General features: G+C 71.4%; 16 protein-coding genes. 10 read left to right on the forward strand and 6 right to left on the reverse strand.

The features are described 5' to 3' along the window. The first annotated feature begins 364 nt into the window (after positions 1–364). The 9 genes from RI211_RS00775 (at position 365) to RI211_RS00815 (ending at position 11577) form a co-directional block, all read left to right on the forward strand. Positions 365–1927, forward strand: a complete 1563-nt coding sequence (locus RI211_RS00775) for a DUF5979 domain-containing protein (protein WP_315638285.1) — start codon at positions 365–367, stop codon at positions 1925–1927. Positions 1928–2046: 119 nt separating this feature from the next. Then, a complete protein-coding gene (locus RI211_RS00780) occupies positions 2047–3468 on the forward strand; it encodes a sigma-70 family RNA polymerase sigma factor (RefSeq protein WP_315638284.1) in 1422 nt (473 codons plus the stop codon). A gap of 103 nt (positions 3469–3571) precedes the next feature. Continuing rightward, entirely contained in the window at positions 3572–5668 is a 2097-nt protein-coding gene (locus RI211_RS00785; RefSeq protein WP_315638283.1) for a DUF11 domain-containing protein, read from the forward strand. Between the two features lie 110 nt (positions 5669–5778). Beyond that, on the forward strand, positions 5779–6876 hold the full coding sequence (gene wecB, locus RI211_RS00790; RefSeq protein ID WP_315638282.1) for a non-hydrolyzing UDP-N-acetylglucosamine 2-epimerase: 1098 nt from the start codon (positions 5779–5781) through the stop codon (positions 6874–6876). After that, the gene (locus RI211_RS00795) at positions 6876–7100 is read left to right on the forward strand and encodes an LPXTG cell wall anchor domain-containing protein (RefSeq protein ID WP_315638281.1); all 225 of its coding nucleotides are present in this window, start codon (positions 6876–6878) and stop codon (positions 7098–7100) included. The genes wecB and RI211_RS00795 overlap by 1 nt, the downstream gene beginning before the upstream one ends. Then, positions 7100–8458 carry an XrtP-associated glycosyltransferase gene (locus RI211_RS00800; protein ID WP_315638280.1) on the forward strand — a complete coding sequence of 453 codons (1359 nt, stop codon included), beginning with the start codon at positions 7100–7102 and terminating at the stop codon, positions 8456–8458. The genes RI211_RS00795 and RI211_RS00800 overlap by 1 nt, the downstream gene beginning before the upstream one ends. Beyond that, on the forward strand, positions 8458–9051 hold the full coding sequence (locus RI211_RS00805) for an exosortase/archaeosortase family protein (protein WP_187662918.1): 594 nt from the start codon (positions 8458–8460) through the stop codon (positions 9049–9051). Before RI211_RS00800 ends, RI211_RS00805 begins: the two co-directional genes overlap by 1 nt. A 77-nt stretch (positions 9052–9128) precedes the next feature. Next, complete coding sequence (locus tag RI211_RS00810; protein ID WP_187662919.1) at positions 9129–9800, forward strand: hypothetical protein; 672 nt, start codon at positions 9129–9131, stop codon at positions 9798–9800. A gap of 34 nt (positions 9801–9834) precedes the next feature. Next, a complete protein-coding gene (locus RI211_RS00815) occupies positions 9835–11577 on the forward strand; it encodes a DUF7927 domain-containing protein (RefSeq protein WP_315638279.1) in 1743 nt (580 codons plus the stop codon). Between the two features lie 89 nt (positions 11578–11666). Here RI211_RS00815 and RI211_RS00820 read toward each other — a convergent pair whose 3' ends face one another. After that, entirely contained in the window at positions 11667–12194 is a 528-nt protein-coding gene (locus RI211_RS00820) for a cytochrome C5 (protein WP_259951761.1), read from the reverse strand. Positions 12195–12347: 153 nt separating this feature from the next. Between RI211_RS00820 and RI211_RS00825 the strand changes: the two genes are divergently transcribed. Beyond that, positions 12348–14528, forward strand: coding sequence for a S8 family peptidase (locus RI211_RS00825; protein ID WP_315638278.1), 2181 nt, complete (start codon positions 12348–12350; stop codon positions 14526–14528). Between the two features lie 69 nt (positions 14529–14597). Here the strand turns inward: RI211_RS00825 and corA are convergent, their stop codons facing one another. The 5 genes from corA to RI211_RS00850 all read right to left on the reverse strand — a co-directional run bounded on the left by corA (position 14598) and on the right by RI211_RS00850 (position 20302). Next, on the reverse strand, positions 14598–15599 hold the full coding sequence (corA, locus tag RI211_RS00830) for a magnesium/cobalt transporter CorA (RefSeq protein ID WP_187662923.1): 1002 nt from the start codon (positions 15597–15599) through the stop codon (positions 14598–14600). A gap of 291 nt (positions 15600–15890) precedes the next feature. After that, on the reverse strand, positions 15891–16685 hold the full coding sequence (locus RI211_RS00835; protein WP_315638277.1) for an SDR family NAD(P)-dependent oxidoreductase: 795 nt from the start codon (positions 16683–16685) through the stop codon (positions 15891–15893). Positions 16686–17097: 412 nt separating this feature from the next. Continuing rightward, the gene (locus RI211_RS00840) at positions 17098–18120 is read right to left on the reverse strand and encodes a Gfo/Idh/MocA family protein (protein WP_315638276.1); all 1023 of its coding nucleotides are present in this window, start codon (positions 18118–18120) and stop codon (positions 17098–17100) included. Further along, on the reverse strand, positions 18117–19136 hold the full coding sequence (locus tag RI211_RS00845; RefSeq protein WP_315638275.1) for a Gfo/Idh/MocA family protein: 1020 nt from the start codon (positions 19134–19136) through the stop codon (positions 18117–18119). The genes RI211_RS00840 and RI211_RS00845 overlap by 4 nt, the downstream gene beginning before the upstream one ends. After that, positions 19133–20302 carry an ROK family protein gene (locus RI211_RS00850; protein WP_315638274.1) on the reverse strand — a complete coding sequence of 390 codons (1170 nt, stop codon included), beginning with the start codon at positions 20300–20302 and terminating at the stop codon, positions 19133–19135. The genes RI211_RS00845 and RI211_RS00850 overlap by 4 nt, the downstream gene beginning before the upstream one ends. Positions 20303–20465: the final 163 nt, after the last annotated feature.

Below are 20465 nucleotides of genomic sequence, written 5' to 3' on the forward strand. Positions count from 1 at the left end.
AATCGAGTCCCTCGTGCGGCGGGCTGCTCCCCCGGCCCGCCGCACATCCCCGGGTCTCGGGGCGTTCCGTCGGCCCATTCCGGAACGCCGATATACGCGCGGCTGCGAACACCTGCGATGCGCCGCATGAGGGGTACCGTCGTTGGCGGCCTGTGCGAGGGAGGGGAACCTTGCGGGCCGGGGGAGAGCTCCGCGGCATCGCCGCGGGCGGAGAGAGTGCGACGCCGCGCGGCGTGGAGACACGTGCGGCGTGCATCGTCGCGTTCCGCAATCCTGCGGAACGCGCGTAGTACGTCGGGCCCCGCCGTGTCTCATCTTCGACCGTGCCCACGTCGCGTGTGCGCGGCTGTCACCGGAGGAACACATGCTGACCCATTCGCCACCCGTCCGACCCCGCTCGGGACGGAGCCGCATCGCCCGCCGCGTCGCCGCCGTCGCCATGATCGTCGGCGGATTCGTCGGAGCCCTGCTCGTCCCCGTCGCGGCGACCGCGGCCCCGCCGTACACGACCGGCGCGACGGTCGAGTCCCTGGCCTTCACGGAGACGGCCGTCGCCAGCGGCACGAAGGCCGAGCTGACCGGCACCTGGTCCCTGCCGGACAACCCGGTCGCACCTGCCGGTTTCGTCGTCGAGCTCCCCGAGGGCCTCCGTGGGCTGCCGGACACCTTCCCGTTGCTCGACGCGGCGGGAGCTGAGGCGGGACGCTGCGTGACGACCGCCGCGCAGCTCGTCTGCGACATCGACAGCGCTTACCTCGAGGAGCACCCCGTCGGTCTCTCCGGAGGCTTCTCCTTCTGGGCGACGGTGACCACCGAGGTGAGCGAGACCACCACGGTCACCTACGACTTCGGTGACGTCACCGCTTCCGTCGATGTGAAGCCGGACCCCTTCATCTGCACGACCGACTGTGACTTCCGAGGCCGCGCGGACTTCAAGAGCGGGGAGTACCAGAACACCTCGGACACCATCGCGTGGGACGTCGCCGTCGGGGCGGGAGCGAAGGGCATGGCCGCGGGTCAGGAAGTCGTCGTCACCGACGTCATCGGCTCCGACCAGGAGCTCCTGCGCGAATCCGCCGCCGGGGAACGCTACCCGTCGCTGTGGGTCGCCACCGGTCTGCAGACCCTCCCCAGCGGTCTCGTCGTCCCGGGGCCGGTCACCGAGGTCGCTGCCGCCGACTACACCGTCTCCGCCGACGGGACCACCGTCACCTTCACCGCCGTCGAGGGCGGCTTCTACAACGTGCACTACCTCTCGCGGGTGACCGACGACGGTGCGGCCGGCACCTACCGCAACGCCGCCGAGATCCGGGTCGGCACCGAGACATCGTCGACGGTCACGTCGGAGGTCACCCGCCACGGCGGCTCGGGGACGGGGAACGGCACGCGCGTCGGGCGCTTCACGGCGCTGAAGACCCTCAGCGGTCCGGCGGCCGCGACCGAGCGGATCCCCGCCGGGACCCGGTACGTGCTGGAGTACACGTACCCGGCGGGGCCGGGCTTCCCGGCGGGCTCGGGGGTGCTCGATCTCGAGGCCGGATCGCCGGTGACGAGCCCGGCGCTGCCTGCCGGCGCGGAGGTCAGGGTCCGCGAGCGGGCGCCGGAGCCCGTGGCCGGCACCGCATGGGGAACGCCGGTGATCAGCCCGGAGCGGTTCACGGTGGGGGACGAGACCGTCACCGTGAGCGTGCAGAACCCGGTGGCCGTCGTGCCCCCGCCGCCCGTTCCGGCCACGCCGAGCACGCCGGCGACGCCGAGCACGCCGGCCACGCCGAGCACGCCGAGCACGCCGGCGGGCACTCCCGGGGGCTCGCTGGCCACGACCGGCGGGGAGATCGCGACAGCGGGTCTGCTCGCCGGGGTGCTGCTTCTGGGGATAGGAGGTGCGCTGGCGGCCGCGCGACGCGCACGCCGCGGGAACCGCTGATCGCACGCGCCGGGCGGGGTGCGGCCGACATCCGTCGGGTCGTGCCCCGCGTCGGCGCGAGAACGCACGGGTGAGGTCTGTCACCTCACCGACACAGGCCCTCGGGGGAAGGGAACACCATGAGCGACCAACGCAGAGACGAGGAGAGGGAACGCGACGCGGACCTGCTGGACCGAGTCCGCGGGGGTGACGAGCAGGCCTATGCGGAGCTGTGGGAGCGCTACGCACCCGCGGCGGCGGCCGTGGCCCGCAGCTACTGGTGGTCAGCCGATGCCGACGACCTCGTCGCAGAGTCCTTCACCCGAATCTATCAGGCGATCCAGGCCGGGAAGGGGCCCACGGCCGCGTTCAAGCCGTACCTGTTCGCCACGATGCGCAACCTCGCCATCAGCTGGGGCCGCGCCCGTCGCGAGGTGCCCATCGAGTACATCGAGGCGGTGGAGGACCCGAACAGCACGGATGCCGCGGCCGACGCCGATTTCGACGCCTCGCTCGTCTCGCAGGCCATCCTGGCCCTGCCGGAGCGCTGGCAGGATGTGCTGTGGTTCGGCGAGGTCGAGCACCTCTCCATGCACGAGATCGGCAAGCGCCTCGACATCAGCGAGCGCGCGGCCGCGGTCCTCGCCTTCCGTGCCAGGGAGGGGCTCCGCCAGGCCTGGATCACCGCGCACGTCGCGGCCCGCCCGCCGGCCTCCCGGGAGTGTCAGTGGACGATGGGGAAGCTGGGCGCGCACGCCCGCCAGCGCCTCACGCCCCGGGACACGGCCCGTGTGCACGCCCACCTCGACGAGTGCGCCGACTGCCGCGCCAAGGCCGAGGAGGCGCGTCACGCCAGCTCGCGCATGCTGTCCGTCCTCTTCCCCGCCGGCATCACGGTGGGGGCCGGTGCGCAGATCTGGCAGTCGCTGACATCTGCCGGACTGTCCGCCAGCGCCGCCCCGCTGCCGCCCGCGATCGCTGCTCCGGTCGCGGGTATCGCTGCCGCGAAGGCCACCATCGGTATCGTGGCCGCGGTCACCGCGACGACGCTCGCGGCGACCGTCGCCGCCACGGTGGTCGGGGGCACCGCCGTGGTCGCGGCGCCCGCCGCCACGGAGGTCGTGACGTGGAGCGTACCCACCCCGGTCCCATCCCCGGAGGCGACATCCGCCCCGGCGGCGACGCCGGTCGCGAGCCCTCCGCCGTCGGCCGCGCCGGAGCCGTCCGCTCCGGCAGCGCCGCCGCCGGAGCCGGAGCCGGAACCCGTCCCCGAGGCGAGCGTGCCGAGCCCTCCTGTCCTCATCGACGTGCCAGGGCAGGTCTCACGCACCGAGCTGCTGTCCGTGACCGTGGCGTGCGAGGTCGGTGCCGACCTCACGGTGTCCGCCTACGGCGCCACCCTGGCGGCGGGGACGTGCGCGGCGAACGAGCGATGGCAGGCGAGCTTCCGCGTCGACGCCTATCCGGTGCCCGCCGGGACCGCGGTGACCCTGAGTTTCGCGCAGTCCAACATCGCCGGGATCTCCGGCGCGGCGAGCGCGGAGGTGGTCATCGTGGATTGATTTCGGAACCGCGCGTAATCACCCCCGCGGATCGCCGTCCTGTAGGAGTCCGCCATCTCCGGATACCAGCGGATGAAGAGATCGAGATTGGAACCACATCGCCATGAGGAAACGATCGGGCGCCTTCGTGCTCGGATTGCTGCTCGCCCTGGGCGCCGTCGCTGCCGCGGCACCCGCTGACGCCGCGACGGGAGCCGCGACCATCGTCGACGCGAACACCGGCCGGTTCACGCTGCCGGACGGCACGATCGCCACCGCCACACTCGCCGGCGGCTCCCGCATCTTCGGCGGCGAGGGTAAGACGCTGAGCTCCTGGAGCGGCACGGACGCCATGTACGCGGCCGGTGTCTCGGCGAAGGACCTCGCGACGCTCGACGTCCACTCGAACGCGAACTGCGGGACGTCGTCGCGCTGCGGCGAGGGGCAGCTCACGATCACGTTCGATCGCCCGGTCGACGATCCCGCGATCCACATCGCCGAGTTCGGCGCCGGGACCGGCGGTACCGGACTCGGCGGGATCTCGGTCGCAGACGGCATCCGTTTCGCCTCCTCCGACGGCGGCGCCACCCGTGCGGTCGTCTCCGACGGCGCCACCTTCGTGGACGGAGGCGACGGCTACTCTCGCGGCGACATGAGGATCTCCTGCACCGCGGCCTCGCGCCCCGGCGGCTGCGGAAGCTTCACCGTCCCGGGCACCAAGATCACCCGGATCGTCTTCGATGTCGCCCGCTTCGCCCTCGGCGGCACGCAGACCGCAGCGCTGGACGGCTACGCCCTCGGGGTGACCGCCACCGCCACGCCGGACCCGAAGGTCGCCGGACTCTCGATCGCCAAGGTCGTCGACAAGGCCGCGGCCGCACCGGGCGACGTCCTCGACTACACCATCACCGTCCGGAACACCGGCGAGGCGGAGGCCCGACAGGTGCCCGTGACCGACACGCTCCCCGCCGGACTGCGCGATGCGACGGCCGATCAGGGCGGCGTGGTCGCCGACGGCGCGGTCGCCTGGACGATCGACGCCCTTCCCGCCGGCGGCACGAGCACCCTGCACGTCTCCGGGACCGTCGACCGCGCAAGCGCGGGCACCACCCTCGTCAACCGCGCCGTGGTGGAGAACCCCGCCGGTGTCCCGGCCGAGACGCCGACGCCCACGTCCTCCACGCCGTGTGCGGACGACGCGAGTGTCGCCTGCGCCTCCACGGTCGTCGCCGCCCTGCCGGCGTTGTCGCTCGCGAAGACCGTCGACAAGCAGGTCGCCGGCCATGACGAAGCGCTGTCGTACACCCTGGTCGTCGGCAACGCCGGGACGGCCCCGGCGACCGATGTCCCCGTGACCGATGTCCTTCCGCCCGCCTTGACCGCGGTCTCGGCCGATCAGGGCGGCGTGGTCGCCGACGGCGCCGTACACTGGACGCTCCCCGAGGTCCCGGCCGGCGGCGAGGTCGTGCTGCACGTGACCGGCACGACGCCGGGAGGGCTCGACGAGGCCCAGCTCGTGAACCGCGCCACCGTGCAGAACTCCGCCGCTGCGCCGAACGGGACGCCCGCGCCGACGGTGACCACCCCGTGTCCTGACGACCCGCAGCAGGCATGCGCCCTGACCGCGGTGGCCCCGCTCGCCTCGTTGGAGATCGACAAGACCGTGGCGCAGTCCGCCGCGCCGGCCGGGTCCATCCTCGACTACACGATCACCGTGTCGAACGTCGGCCCCGGTGCCGCGACGCAGATCCCCGTCGTCGACGACCTGCCCGACGGTGCGCGGTTCATCGCCGCCTCGACCGGGGGCGTCGCCGTGCAGGACAGGGTGGGCTGGGTGGTGCCGGAGCTCGGCCCCGGGGAGTCGGCCACGATGACCCTCCGCGCGCAGCTGCCGCGGGACGCCGAGGGCACCGTCGTCAACCGCGCCACCGTCGCCTATGACGAGTCGATGATCGCCGGCCTGCGGGCAGCGGCTGTCCAGGCCGGGATCGCCGTTCCGGACGACCTGTCCGGCCTGCCCGCGCTGCCGCCGCTGTCGGCGACGCACGCCTGCGCGGACGACGCGCAGTGGTCGTGCGCGGCGACCGTCGTCCGTGCCCCTGCCGCTGCAGGGCTCGCGCAGACGGGCGGCACGCCGCTCTCCGTCCTCCCCGCGATCGCGCTGCTGGCGGGTGGAGCTCTGCTCCTCATCGTCTCCGCGCGTCGCGCGACCCACCGATAACCACTGATCGCGTCAGCCACGGGGGACCTCCCTCCGGGGGCTGATCGAGGTACCCAGAAATGCACTTCTCACAGTCCACTTCGTCCGTTCCGCTGCCGAAAGGCTCCGTCATGATCGTCTTCGGGACCCGTCCCGAGATCATCAAGCTCGCTCCGCTCGTCCGCGAACTGGGAGATGCCGCCTTCGTCGTCCATACCGGGCAGCACTACGACCCGGGGATGTCCCGGGTGTTCCTCCGGTCCTGCGGGATCGAGCGCGTCGATCTCCAGCTGCATGTCGGCGGTCTCCCGCGCGCGGCGCAGATCGGGCGCGCCGCCGAGCAGATCGCCGAGGCCATCACCCGCTTCGAGCCGCGGTACGTCGTGGTCCAAGGCGACACGAACGCGACGTTCGCCGCCGCTCTCGCCGCGAATGCCGCAGGGGTGCGCCTCGGGCACGTCGAGGCGGGACTGCGGGCGAACGATCGCCGGATGCCCGAGGAGCACAACCGGGTTATGGTCGACCACATCGCCGACGACCTGTTCGCGGCGACGGCGGCGAACCGTGCCAACCTCCTCGCCGAGGGCATCGACGAGGAGCGCATCCTCGTCACCGGCAATCCGGTGGTGGAGGCGGTGCGCGCCCAGCGCGCGGGCGCGGCCGGCGATGCGGACGAGCTCGCGCGGCTCGGATTGACGCCTGCCGGCTTCGTCCTCGCCACCCTGCACCGTCAGGAGAACGTGGACACTCCGGAGAACCTCCTGGCCACCCTCCGCGCGTTCAACGCGATCGCGGAGTCGGGGTGGCCCGTCGTGTTCCCCGTGCACCCACGCACCAGGGCGATGCTCACCTCGCTGGACGCCACGCACCTCCTGGACGCACTGACCGCCGAGGAGCCGCTTCCCTACGAGCGGTTCCTGGCGCTCGCCGCCCACGCCGCTCTGCTGGTCTCCGACTCCGGCGGCATCCAGGAGGAGGCGACGGTGATCGGCCGCCCTGTCCTCGTCGTGCGGGACTCGACCGAGCGCCCCGAGGCGCTGGGCGCCTTCACCCGGCTCGTCACCCCGCAGGAGCTCGCTCCGGTCGCCTCCGCCCTGCTCGGCGCGGTGGAGCCGACCCTCGCCCGACTCGCCACCCTGCCGTCCCCCTTCGGCGACGGGCAGGCCACCGCGCGCATCGCGGCGCACATCCGCAGCACCGTCGCCTCGACCCGCACTGAGGAGTCCTGATGTACAGCAACGCCCTGACCACCCCGCTCGCCACGGTCGGCGCCCTCGCCGTCACAGGTCCGGAATCGATGACCACCTGGGTCATGGCGGCGGGGATCGCGGTGACCGTGGGGGCGGGGCTGCTCCTGCGCACCCGCCTGCTGCGGCGGTCGGCGCCGGCTCCCCGCCCGATCCGTCGTTCCGTCGCGCCGGAAGAGGACCCCGCGCGGGGGAGGACCCCCTGATGTTCCCGGTGCTCAACGCGTTCACGGTCCTGCTCGGCGTCGCGTTCGTCACGTACGTCCTGTTCATCCTCATCCCCTATCTCCGTTATCCGAAGACCACCCCGGGCGATCCGGCGAGCTTCGAATGGCACTTCTTCATCCCGTGCCGGGACGAGGAGGCGGTGATCGATACGACCGTGTCGCGGGCGCGGCGGGACTTCCCCGGCGCCCACGTCTGGGTGATCGACGACGACAGCGAGGACGCCACGGCGTCGATCGTCACCCGATGGGCCGGGGCCGACGGGCAGGTGCATCTCGTTCAGCGCCGTCGCCCCGAGGCGCGGACCGGCAAGGGCGACGCACTCAACGCCGCCTATCATCAGCTCCTGGCCTGGCTCCCCGCAGACGCCGACCACGATCGGATCGTCGTCGTCGTCATCGACGCTGACGGCGAGATGGAGCCCAACGCCCTCGAGATCTGCGCCGCCGACGACATCTTCGGCGACGAGAGCGTGGGGGCGGCGCAGATCGCGGTCTGGATGAAGAACCGCGACGACCCGAAGCCCTACCCGCACGGCGGGCGGTTCGCCAACACGTTCGCGCGGTTCCTGCTGCGGATGCAGGATCTCGAGTTCCGCACCACCATCGCCGCGATGCAGTCGCTCCGGGCGAAGACCGGGACCGTGGGGCTGGGCGGCAACGGCCAGTTCACCCGGCTCTCCGTGCTCGATGCGATCGGCGACACCTTCGGCGAACCGTGGCACGGCGCCCTGCTCGAGGACTACGAGCTGGGCGTCCATGTCGTGCTGGCGGGCTACCAGGTCCGCCACGTCTACGACACGCACGTGAACCAGGAGGCGCTGCCCTCGATCCGCCGTCTGCTCACGCAGCGCACCCGGTGGGCGCAGGGGAACATCCAGTGCGTCAAGTACATCCGCGAAGTGGTGAAGTCGCCGTACGTCGACAACGCCGGGGTCATCGAGACCGTGTACTACCTCGTGCTGCCCTTCCTCCAGATGCTCGGAGGGCTCTCGTTCCTCATCCTGTTCGGCGCCCAGGTCGGGTACTGGGTGCAGCAGCCGGAGCTCTTCCAGGTCGCGCTCGGCGACACCCTCGGCGTCCTCGGGCTGCTGTTCGCCTTCTCCGTCGCCCCGTTCGCCGTCTGGGGGTTCGTCTACAAGATCCGCTGCGAACCCCAGGCGAGCTGGCTGACGGCGCTGGGGTGGGGGCTCGGGGTGTGGCTCTACGTCTATTACATGTACATCTGCATCGCGCGGGCGTTCCTGCGCATCGTCCGGGGCAAGAACGGATGGGCCAAGACACGCCGCAATGCGGAGGCCCACGTCGTCGTCAACGGATCCGTCGCCGTGGAGGCCTGATGACCACCGTCACCGAGACCCTGCCCGCCCTCCGCGCCCGTCGACTGGATCGGGTGTCGCCGCCGAACCGTGCCGCGCGGGTGGTCGTGGCCCTGCTGATGCTCGCCGCGGGCGGAGCGCTCCTGGCGGTCAACACCTCCTTCCGCGCCGTCGAGGCGGTCGTCGCGACGTGGCTGCTCTCGCCGTTCGTCGAGGGCCAGCGCGCGGCGATCGGCGAGCACTATCTCGTCTGGACCCCGACCGGAGACCTGATCGCTCTGCAGATCACGGTCGAGTGCACCGCACTCCTGATCGGGCTCCCGCTCACCGTCGTCGCCGCGGTGATCCTCGCCTTCACCCGCGTGCGGTGGAGCCGGCTGTTCGGCGGGCTCGCAGCCATGTGGGGCATCGTCTTCGCGGTCAACATGCTGCGGCTCGTCCTGATCGGCTGGGCCACCCAGACCTGGGGTCTCGATCCGGGCTACAAGGTGAGCCACGTGTTCGTGGGTTCCCTCGTCGGCGTCCTGGGGTACGTCGTCGGACTCGTCGTGATGCTCCTGATCATCGGCGTCCGTGCCCCGCAGCGCCGGAATACTCGCCGTCCGCGGGCGTAATCGACCCCCGTCCCCACCGTCTCATTCGCGGCGAAGCACTCTGCTCGTCGTGTCCACATCAAGAAAGAGGCTTCATCATGAAGAGCATCCTCAAGACCGCGTGCAGCGCCGGTGTCGGCCTGCTGATCGTCGGGGGCTCGCTCCTCGGCGCGCAGGGGGCCATGGCCGCCGACCAGCCCGACTCCACCGACGGCGCATCGAGCGGCGGCATCTCCTCGGTCCGCAGCACGGAAGACGTCGACGGTCAGGCCTCGACCCGCGGCTACCTGGGTCGTGCCACCCAGACGGCCGCGACGGGCGTGACGCCGGGGTCGGAGATCAAGGAGGGCGCGATCGTGCAGCTCGTCAACGACGAGCAGATCGACGGCGTCTACAAGGTGATCCTGCCCGTGCCGGCGCACACGACCTTCGCATCGGCGACCAGCGGCGGTCAGCTCGTCGGTGGGAACGTCGTCTGGACGTTCAACGTCACGCACGACGGCGGCACCAGCATCGTCACCCCGATGGCGACGTTCACCGTCGACGCCGACTACTGGGGTCCGCAGATCACCAACAGCGCCAAGGTGCTCTACACCGGCGGCGTCTTCACCGACGACCACCGCTTCACCTACAACTACAGCCACACCTTCGCCGAGCGTCCGCCGGTGCCGGTGGCCGATCCTGCCGTCGGACTCGCGGGTGCCGGTGTGATCGCCGTCGGAGCCGCCGGCGCGTTCGCGCTGCGTCGTCGTCCCTCGGCGACCCGGTGACGGGCGCCGGACAGACACGGAGGAACAGAGACCTGTGAAGAAGACATCCTTTCTTCGGGGTGCGCTGACCGTGGGGGTGCTCACCGCTCTGGCGGCGGGCGCCCTCGCGGGTGCCCCCGCCGCCTCGGCGGCCGACGTCAACGGCTGGAGCGGATCGGGAGACACCCGCACCGCGTCGGCCGCCGGAGCGACGGCCCGCATCACCACCACCGACAAGGTGCAGATCAAGAGCTCCGGTGACGTCGTCAATCTCGCCACCGTGCGCGACGGCGGGGAGCTCGGGCTCAACGTGATCGGCCTCAACGAGGGCTACCCCTGCAAGAACGGCATCGAGTGCGTCCGCGGGAACGTCGTGGTCGACTTCGGCCAGCAGGTGACGAACCCGAAGATCACCCTCGCCAACCTCGGCGGTGACGTCTACTCCATCGGCGGCGTCGTGCAGTCCTCGGCGAAGTACACGCTGAAGACCCCCGGGGTGAGCCTCAGCGCCGTGAGCGGCAACCTCGACGTGACGTCGAACACGATCACCTCGACCTCCTTCGCCGCCAAGACCGGCACGGTGCAGGTCAACGGCACCGTCTCGAAGGTGGAGTTCCAGCTCAGCATGCGCTCGAAGGGCGCGTTCCTCGGGCTCGTGCCGACCTGGACGAAGGTGCCGAGCGACCTGCACAGCATCGACATCGACGTGGACAAGCCGACGGCGCCCGCGCTGACGGTGGACAAGAACGATCACCGCGACAGCGCCGTGATCGGCGACCAGCTCTCGTACGACATCGTGGTGCGCAACACCGGCACCGCTGCGGCGAGCAACGTCGTCGTCAGCGACGACCTGCCGGCCGGACTCACCGGTATCACCGCCTCGTACACCGCTGGCACGACCGGTCAGGTGTCGGTCACCGGGCAGCGCGTCCAGGGCACGATCCCATCGCTCGCTCCTGGCGCGTCCTCGACGATCACCGTGAAGGCGACCGTCGGGGCATCCACGCCGATCGGGAACCTGCGCAACAACGCCTGCGCCGTGGGAACCGCCACGAACCAGGCCTGTGACTGGGACGACACCACCATCACCAAGAAGACCACGCCCGTGCTGACGATCAGCAAGGACGACGGTCAGGGTGATGTGAAGCTCGGCCAGGACCTGACGTACGACATCGTCGTGCGGAACACCGGCGACGGTGCGGCCACGAACGTCGTGGTCAGCGACCCGCTCCCGGCCGGTCTCGACTTCGTCTCGGGCAGTGGCCCGTCGGGTGTGACGGTGAGCGCCTCCGGGCGCACCGTGACCGCCAACCTCGGCACGCTCGAGGCAGGGCAGTCGGTCACGCTGAAGGTGAACGCCAAGGTCAACCAGTCGGCTCCTCCCGGGGTGCTGACCAACCAGGCCTGCGCGATCGCCGGTAACGCGGCGAACGTCTGCGCGACCGACACCGACACCGTCAAGCGCGAGTTCTTCCAGTACACGTTCAACTCGAACCCGACCGACCCGACGCCGGGCCAGGCCGTGACGTACCGGATGGAGTTCGGCAACAACGGCAACGTCGACTCGGCGAACGCGGAGATCGCATACACGCTGGCGGGCATCCTCGACGATTCCAGCTGGAACCCGTCGAGCGTGACGGCCAATCGCGGCACCGTCACCGTGAGCGGCGACAGCATCGACTGGAAGGGACCCCTCGCCTCGGGTGAGACGGTCGTGATCACCTTCACCGGTGTCTGGAACGGGAACGGCGACGGTTTCGCCTTCCCCAACGTCACCTACTACGGCAGCGCGCGCTAGCCGGAACTCAGGCGAACGCGCGGGTGCAGGCCCATTCCTCTGGGGTGGCCTGTGCTCGCGCGTTCGCCTGTTTCCGCGCGTCGGCGGGGTCAGTCGCGGTCGGCGCGGCTGATGAGGTCCATCAGCTCGTCGAGCGTGTCGACGTCGATGACCTCGGTGCCGTCGGGCTCGCGCACCTCGATGCCGTCGACCTCCAGCTCCTCATCGAGCTGCACGAGGATGCGCGACTCCGGGAACTGCCGGGGGGCGACGAACGCGAGCAGCACGGCGTCCGCGAACACCACGACCGACGTGGCCTCGAGGTCGTCCCGCAGGTCGACCTGCTCGACCACCGGCTCCTCGTCCACCGCATCCTCGATGTCGAGCGCGACCTCCTCGACGATCGCCCGCCACCGCTTCTCGCTCATCGAGAGCACGCGCGCGATGGCCGCCACGAGCTCGTCCGGATCCATGTCCTCCGCGCTCTCGTCGCCGTCGAGCTCGGGGTCCACGTTCACGTTCACGACGGTGCCGGCGGCGTCCAGGCTCGCCCGTCCGTAGACGAGACCGTTCTCGGAGACGGGGTCTTCGAGCAGACCGCTCTCGACGATGCGGGACAGGAGGATTTCGAGCGCCATGCTTCCAGTCTCGCGCATCCTGCCTTCCGCGGCCTCTGGTTCTTCCGCGACCTCGGCCCAGGGTCGCGCGTAATCGAACACCCCTTCGCGCCTCTTGTTCACTGGACCATCCCGACTCGACGGCCCAGGGCCGCGTTCGAAAGGCAGGCTGCTGTGATCCGTCCCCTCTCCCGTGGCATCGGCGTGGCGCTCGCCGTCGGTGCCGTTCTCGCCCTCGCGATCCCGTCATCCCCGCTCCCGGCGGCTGCGGAAGTCGCCCCCGACACCCCCGCCCTGAACTGGGTCGTGAACACCGCCCCCGGCGGTCCGAGCGAGGAGACGCTGCGTGCGGCCCTCGCCGACGCGGGAGGGACGTTCCTGATCTCGTACCCGGAGATCGGTGTCACCGTCGTCCGGGCGCCCGAGGGCGGGTTCGCCGCGCAGCTCCGCGACCTCCCGTGGGTGCAGTCCGTCGGTCCCACCCGCACGTCGACCACGCCCGACCGCCTCCCCGACCCCGCCGAGTCCGCGGCAGGCGTCACGGAGGAACCCGAGGCGATGCCTGCCGAGGGCACCGCGTGGGACACGGTCGCCGTCGGCGCGACGACCCCGGGCGGCGCAGGTGTGGTCGTCGGGGTCGCGGACAACGGCATCGATGCGGGGCACCCCGACCTCGCCGACCGCATCGACCCCGCTCTCTCGGTCGGCTGCGGCATCAACGGCGTCCCGGACACCCGACCGGCGGCGTGGGCTCCGGGAGCGGGACTCTCCGGAGCCCACGGGACGCATGTGGCCGGCAGTATCGCGGGTGCTGCCGACGGCGCCGGCATCCGGGGGATCGCCCCGGACGCGCGGGTCGCCGCCATCAAGGTCGACAACCAGACCGGGCACATCTACCCGGAGGCCAGCATCTGCGCCACGATGTGGGCGGTCCGGCACGACATCCCGGTCGTGAACCACAGCTATTACGTCGACCCCTGGTACGTCTGGTGCGCCGGCGACGAGACGCAGTCCGCCGCGCTCGAGGCCCTCCGCCGCACATACGCGTACGCGCATGAGCAGGGCGTCGTCACCGTCGCCGCCGTGGGCAACGAGGCGCAGGACCTCGCCACCATGACCACCGACGTCGTCAGCCCCAATGACGGTGCACCCGAGCCGCGGCCGGTCGACTCGTCGTGCCTGAAGGCCCCGGCCGGGCTGCCCGACGTGATCTCGGTCGCCGCCGCCGACCAGGACGAGACCAGCGGCGCCGTCGTCATGGCCCGATTCTCCAACTACGGAGCGGGCACGGTCACCGTCACCGCACCCGGCGTCGTCTGGTCTGCCGTGACCCGTCAGGACGACGGCTCGATCTACGCGCTGTTCCCCGGCACCTCCATGGCCTCCCCGCACGTCGCGGGGCTCGCCGCGCGGCTGCTCGCGGCCGACCCGACGCTCACCCCGGACGAGGTCACGCGCCGTATCACGGCAACGGCCGACGGGGTCGCGGACGAAGGGCCGGACCGGATGGGCGCAGGCCTCATGGACGCCGACATCGGCGCCTCCGTCCCCGCTGTCGGCGTCTACTCCCGTGTCGCCCTCACCGGCCAGCCGTTCCGGGTGACGGGCAGCGGGTATCCGCCGCGGAGCAGTGTGGAGCTTCGCGTGGGCACGGCCACCATGCCGGTGCGGACCGACGGGCAGGGACGGTTCGCGACCGTGTTCCCCATCCCGGCGGATGCCCCTGCGGGCGTGAGCACTCTGACCGCCGGCGCGGCCCGTGCGCCCATCGTCATCCGCACTTCTCCGGCTGCGCCGACCATCCTCACCCCGAAGGCCGGAGCCACGGTCGCGGCGACCACCACGACGATCTCGGGTACCGGCGTACCGGGCTCGCGCGTCCGCGTGCACGTGCGCGACGGGGAGCTCACGCCGTTCCTGCGGTTCGTGACCGTGCGCGACGACGGCACCTGGACGGCGGACGCGCCGCTGACGCAGGGGACCTACGAGGTCGTGGCCCGGACGGTCATGGGCACCGACACCTCGGCCACCACCGCGCCGATCCGGTTCTCGGTGCACACGAAGTCGGCGATCGGCTACTCGGTCGAGCTATCCCCGCAGCCGGGAGCCGCGCAGGACACGCTGATCGTCCTGGACCTCGCCAACGCCGGGGCGGTGGGAGGACGGGCTGTCGTGGACATCGATCTGACGGCGTTCGCGGATGTCGAGGTCCCCGTGCCGCCGGTGGGCGAGGTCGAGCGGACGGCTCGGGGGCTGCGGTGGACCCTCACGCTGGACTCGGCGCAGAAGGCCCAGCTGCAGATCCCCGCGACCTCCGGCGACGACCCGGCGTTCCCCGTGATCGCCGTTCGATGAGACAGGCGGTCACGCCGGTTCAGGCGCTTTCCGGAAGCGATGGCCTGAATCGGCGTGACAGCCTGCGCGTCACAACCACTTCTTGTACTTGAACACCCCGAACAGGCCGACGGCGAAGGCAAGCATCGCCCCGATCGCCATCGGATAGCCGAACGCCCAGTGCAGCTCGGGCATCACGTCGAAGTTCATGCCGTAGACGGTGCCGACGAGGGTGGGCGCGAAGATGATGGCCGCCCACGAGGAGATCTTCTTGATCTCATCGTTCTGGGCCAAACCCGCCTCCGAATGCCGCCGGGCGACGAGCGCCGACTGCACGGTGAGGGCGTTCTCCAGGATCGCGCGGAACGAGTCCACGCGCTCGTTCACGCGGATCGTGTGGTCGAGCACATCCCGGAGCGAGCGCTGCAGCTCCTCATCGATGCGGTACTTCTCCGACCCGCGGCGCAGCCACTCCAGCATGCCGCTCAGAGGGTGCACGGCGCGCTGGAAGTTGATGACCTCGCGGGAGAGCTCGTAGATGCGGCGGGAGAGGGCGTCGTCGTCGCTGTCGCCGAAGAGCTGATCCTCGATCTCATCGATGTCGTTCTCGAGGCCGGCGACGACGGGCTCGTACTCGTCCACGACCTCGTCGAGGATCGCGTAGAACACCGCCTCCGGTCCCATCGCGAGCAGCTCCGGGTTCGCCTCCATCCGGCGGCGGACCGCGGCGAGGTTCGGCGACTCGGCGTGGCGGATCGTCACCACGAAGTCGGGGCCGATGAACAGGTGCAGCTCCCCGAACTCGATCGACTCCTCCTTGTCGCGGTACCGCGCGGGGCGCAGCACGGCGAAGAGGGTGTCGCCGTAGCGCTCCACCTTCGAGCGCTGATGGCCCGAGAGCGCGTCCTCGACGGCGAGCGGGTGCAGATCGAACTCGCGAGCGACGGAGGCGACCTCCTCGGGACTCGGTCGGTACAGCCCGATCCACGCGATCCCGCCGGCGGCATCCAGCATCCGGTAGGTCTCGTCCAGGTTCTTCGGGGTCTCCACGCGACGTCCGTGGACGTACACGCCGTTGTCGATGAGCGCCATGATGCGGCTCCGTTCTCGCGGGTGCACGCAGACGCGGGTCTGCGCGCGGGTTCGTCAGGGGGCGGGAGACGCCGCCGATGACTGCGAGGCGAGAGGCACGGACGCGGAGCGGGAGCTCAACGCGCAGATGCAGGGAAGCGCGACGCAGCGAGGGCGGCGTCGTTACTATCGTCGGACATCGCCATCACCGCCTCTCCGTGCTTCTCCGGGGGCCAGCTTACCCCTCCGTTTCGAATCGCCCGAATGGCCCCATTCCGACCGGAGATGCCGCCACGTGCGCGATTCGAAGGATCAGGGGATGATGGCGTCGATGTAACCGCCGTCGACGCGGACCGCGGCGCCCGTCGTCGCCGAGGCGAGCGGGGACGCGAGGTACGCGACCATGTTCGCGATCTCCTCCGGCTCGATGAGCCGCTGCAGCAGGGACTGGGGGCGGTGCACGCGCATGAACTCACGCTGCGCCTCCTCCCACGGCAGCTGCGGATCCACGAGCGAGTACACGAAGTCCTCCACGCCGCCGGTGTGGGTCGGGCCCGCGAGCACCGAGTTCACCGTCACGCCCGTGCCGGCCGCCTCCTTCGCGAAACCCCGGGACACCGCGAGCAGCGCCGTCTTCGACATGCCGTAGTGGATCATCTCGGCGGGGATCACGACCGCGGAGTCGCTGGCGATGTCGAGCACCCGACCCCAGCCGCGCTCGGTCATGCCGGGCAGGGTCGCGCGGATGAGCCGGACGGCGGCGAGCACGTTCACCTCGAAGTACCGCCGCCACTCGTCGTCGGAGATGTCGAGCGCGGGGGTCGCTCCGAAGATGCCGAGGTTGTTGACGAGGATGTCCACGTCTCCGGTGGCGGCGAGGACGGCAGCGGCACCGTCCTCCGTGGTGACGTCGCCCGGGGCCGGCACGAGGTTCCGGTCCGGATCCTCCGCCTGCAGCGTGGCGATGACCGACGACACGGTCTCGGGGTTCCGGCCGTTGACCGCGACCCGCGCTCCCGCGTCGGCGAGGGTCGTGGCGATGGCGAGTCCGATGCCCTGAGTGGAACCCGTGACGAGGGCGGTTCTCCCGGCGAGGTCGATGCGCATGATGTCTCCTCCGTGTCGCTGCGGCCTCCGGTGCAACACCCGCCGCGCCGGTTTCATGCCCGCTCGCTCGCCCGCCACGGAAGGGGCGGGGAGGCGGGCATGCGCGCACGGTGTGCCTGCGCGAGGGCCGGAGTGGGACGTGCCGTCTCCGTGCGGGACGGGAATCGCACCCGCGGGCCCTGAGTCAAGCGCGTTCTCGATCGGGCACGTGTCGACCCAGCGGGCCGGGAACTCGGCCATGCCGGTGGGTGCGGGACCGGAAACGGGCCCGGGACGGGAGCGGAAGGCGCGGTTTTGATCCCGCATGGCGGGACGCGGCACGTGCGGGACCGGAAACGGGCCTGGAGGGACGGGAGTGGGACCGTTTTCGATCCCGCGAGGTGCCGGTGGGAGGTGCGCACGCCCCGGGGGGCTAGAGGGGGATGGGGGTGCCGGCGCGGGACGCGGACTCCTGGGCGGCCTTCACGATCTCGACGGTGCGGATGCCGACACCGGCGTCGGGCTGGGGCTGACGGCCCGCGCGGACGGCCTGCACGAACTCCTCGAGCAGCAGGGCGTCGAGGTCGGCCCCGACCGGGGTCCAGGTCTCGCCGTGGGCATCGTGCCCGGCCACGCCCTTCGCGAAGGGGCTCACGGTCACGGTCCCGCGCTCTGCCACGACCTCGAGGGTGAGGCCGCCCCAGGTCGCCGAGCTCATCGGCCAGCTCCACGAGCAGTCGATCGTGGCGACCACGCCGCTCGGATACTGGATCGTCACGAGGCCCCCCGTCTCGACCGCGAGGTCGCGCTCCCCGTGCAGGATGCTGTTCGACACCGCGCGGACGGTCTGCGCACGCTCTCCCAGGAGCTCGTCGAGGAGGTCGGCGCAGTGCACGACGTGGTCGACCAGGGCACCGCCGCCGGCGAGCTCGGGATCGGTGAACCAGGCCCGGTCCTGCGGCAGCTTGCCGTTGTTGATGCCGGTGACGCCGAGGATCGCCCCGAGGCGTCCGCTGCGCAGCTCGGCGACCGCATCACGCACCGCGGGGGAGAAGCGCACCGGGTACGCGACCATCAGCAGCACGCCCGCGCGGTCGCAGGCGTCGCGCATCGCGACCGCGTCCTCGACCGTCGTCGCCAGCGGCTTCTCGCACAGCACGTGCACGCCCGCCGCGGCGGCCTGTTCGACGAGGGCGCGGTGACGGGAGTTCTCGGCGGCCACGACCACCGCGTCCGGGCCCCAGGCGAAGGCCTCGTCGTAGGTCTCGACGTAGGCGACCCCGAGCTCCGCGGCCAGAGCGGCGCCGCGCGGAGCGTCGTCCGGGGCGGAGGCGCCGTCGCGGTCGGCGGCGATCAGCTCGACGTCGGGCATCTGCTGCAGCGCGTGCACGTAGCTGAGGGCGTGCGTGTGCGCGAAGGACAGCACGGCGATCCGCAGCGGGCGGGGAGCGGTCATCGGGTGGCCTCCTCGGCGACGGCGACGGCGGGGGACGAAGCGGGGAGGGCGACCGGGGCTCCGGATGCGATCGAGGCGTAGGCGGCCTCGGCGACCGCGACCGCCCGGATCCCGTCCTCCGGGGTGACGGCGGCGTCGCGTCCCTCCGCGATCGCGGCCACGAAGTCGGCGATCTCCGCGTAGTACGGGCTCTCCTCCGGTGACATCGGCGGCAGGTAGTCGGTCGCGCCCTCGACGAGCACGGCGTCGGTGCGCAGCGTGTGGTCCTCGGCGCTGTCGTAGCGCAGGCGCCCCTCGGAGCCGGCGACCTCGACGCTCGTGCGGAAGGGCATGCCGGGCTGCACCCAGCTCGCGTGCACGTGGCTGATGACCCCATTGCGATGGGTCAGCACGACGTGCGCCGTGACCGGGGCCGGCACACGGTCGTCGACCGTCGGCGGGTTCTGCACGGCGTAGACGCTGTCGACCGGGCCGGCGAACCACAGCGCCTGATCGATGTCGTGGATCATGAGGTCGCGGATGACGCCGCCCCCGGCGCGCTCCGAGAAGAACCACGGGGCCTGGGGCGCGGCGCCGAGGCGACGGAAGCGCTGCATGGCAGGGGTGCCGATCTGCCCGGCGTCGATGCCGGCCTTGATCCGGGCGTACTCCCCCATGTACCGGACGACGTGGGCGGGGAACAGCCGCACTCCCGCGGCGGCTGCGGCGGCGGTCACCTCGGCGGCGGCCTCCGCGGTCGCGGCGAGCGGCTTCTCGCAGATCACGTCGAGCTTGCGGGCGATGGCGCGCAGGGCGAAGTCGGCGTGGGTGCTGCTGGGGGTGACGATGTCGACGACGTCGACCTTCTCGAGGAGCGCGTCGACGTCGGCCACGACCTCGAAGCCGTACTCGGCGGCGATCTCCTCGGCGCCCTCCTTCGAGGTGACGAAGCCCTGCACGCCGAGCGCCCGCCAGGCGTCGGCGTGCACGCGGGAGATCCCGCCCGCGCCGATGAGTCCGACCTTCAACGTGCTCATTGCTTCTCCTCGGGGTCGTCGCCGGCCGCGGGGTCGTGCGGCAGGGGGGTGATCGGTGGGGCGGGCATGTCCTCGATGCCGTAGATGTCGCCCGGATGCCGCTGGAACGCGTGCACGACGGCGCCGTGGGCGGCGGCTTCCGCTCCGAGCCGTGCCTCCGCGACGGGCACCTGGAACGGCAGTCCGAGGTGGCCGGGCAGAGCGGCGCGCAGGGGGTCGAGCAGCTGTTCGTGCGCGGCCGAGAGTCCGCCGCCGATCACGACCATGGCGGGGTCGACCGTCATGATCAGGGTCGCGATCCCGTGGGCGAGTTCATCGATGAAGCCGTCGAGCTCCTCCTGGGCGGCCTGCTCTCCGGTGCGCGCCAGGGCGAACACCTCGGCGGCCGTCGGGGCGGTGCGCCAGGAGATCTGCCCGGTCTCGGTGTTGAGGCCACGGAACGCCAGGCGACCGATGTCTCCCGCCGCGTTGTGGATGCCGCGTCGGGGACGGCCCCCGAGGATGAGGCCCATGGCGATGCGGTTGCCGACGGACAGGTAGATGACGTCGTCGACGAGCTGCGCGACGCCGAGGTGGTGCTCCGCGACGGCCGCGAGTCGCACGCCGTTGTCGACGGCCACGGGGCAGCCGAACGCCTGACGCAGCTGCGAGCCGATGTCGATACCGGACCACTCCGGGATGACGACCGACGTGGTGACCCGTCCGTCGTCGTCGACGATGCCGGGCAGGGAGACGCCGATCGCGCGCAGGCCGGTCCGCGGCAGCGAGAGCGGCGAGAGCGTGCGCCGGACGTCGTCGATCACCGCGGCGAGCTTGGCCGGGCCGTCCGGCTGCTCCGCGACGCCGGGGAACGCCCGCTGGGCGATGACCACGCCCGCGAGATCCGCGACGACGACCCGCACGCTCGCGACCCCGATGTCCACGCCCACCACCACACCGGCCGTGGCGTGAAAGGAGTAGCGGCGGGCCGGGCGCCCCGCGCCGCCGCCGTTCTGCGCGGGAGCGTCGACGAGGAGTCCGGAGTCGGAGAGCACCGCCACGGCGTTCTCCACCGAGGTGCGAGAGACCTCGAGCGAGCGGGAGAGGTCGCTGACGGTCGCCGGCCCCGCGTCCCGCAGCCGGAGTGCGGACCGCGCCACGATCGAGAGCGGACTGGTCGCGCCCATCGGGTCCCTCCTTCGTCTCCGCCGTTGGTGCGATCAAATTAGCACACCCGATTCTCAGATCGGGGATTGTTGTTCACGGCCGAGAAACACGGTCGAAACAAGCCTCTGAGAACTTGTGCTTGACGAATTATCCAAAGCCAATGTCATAATGAACCGTACTCAG

The organism is Microbacterium meiriae (genome assembly GCF_032364335.1).
Taxonomy (GTDB): Bacteria; Actinomycetota; Actinomycetes; order Actinomycetales; family Microbacteriaceae; genus Microbacterium; species Microbacterium meiriae.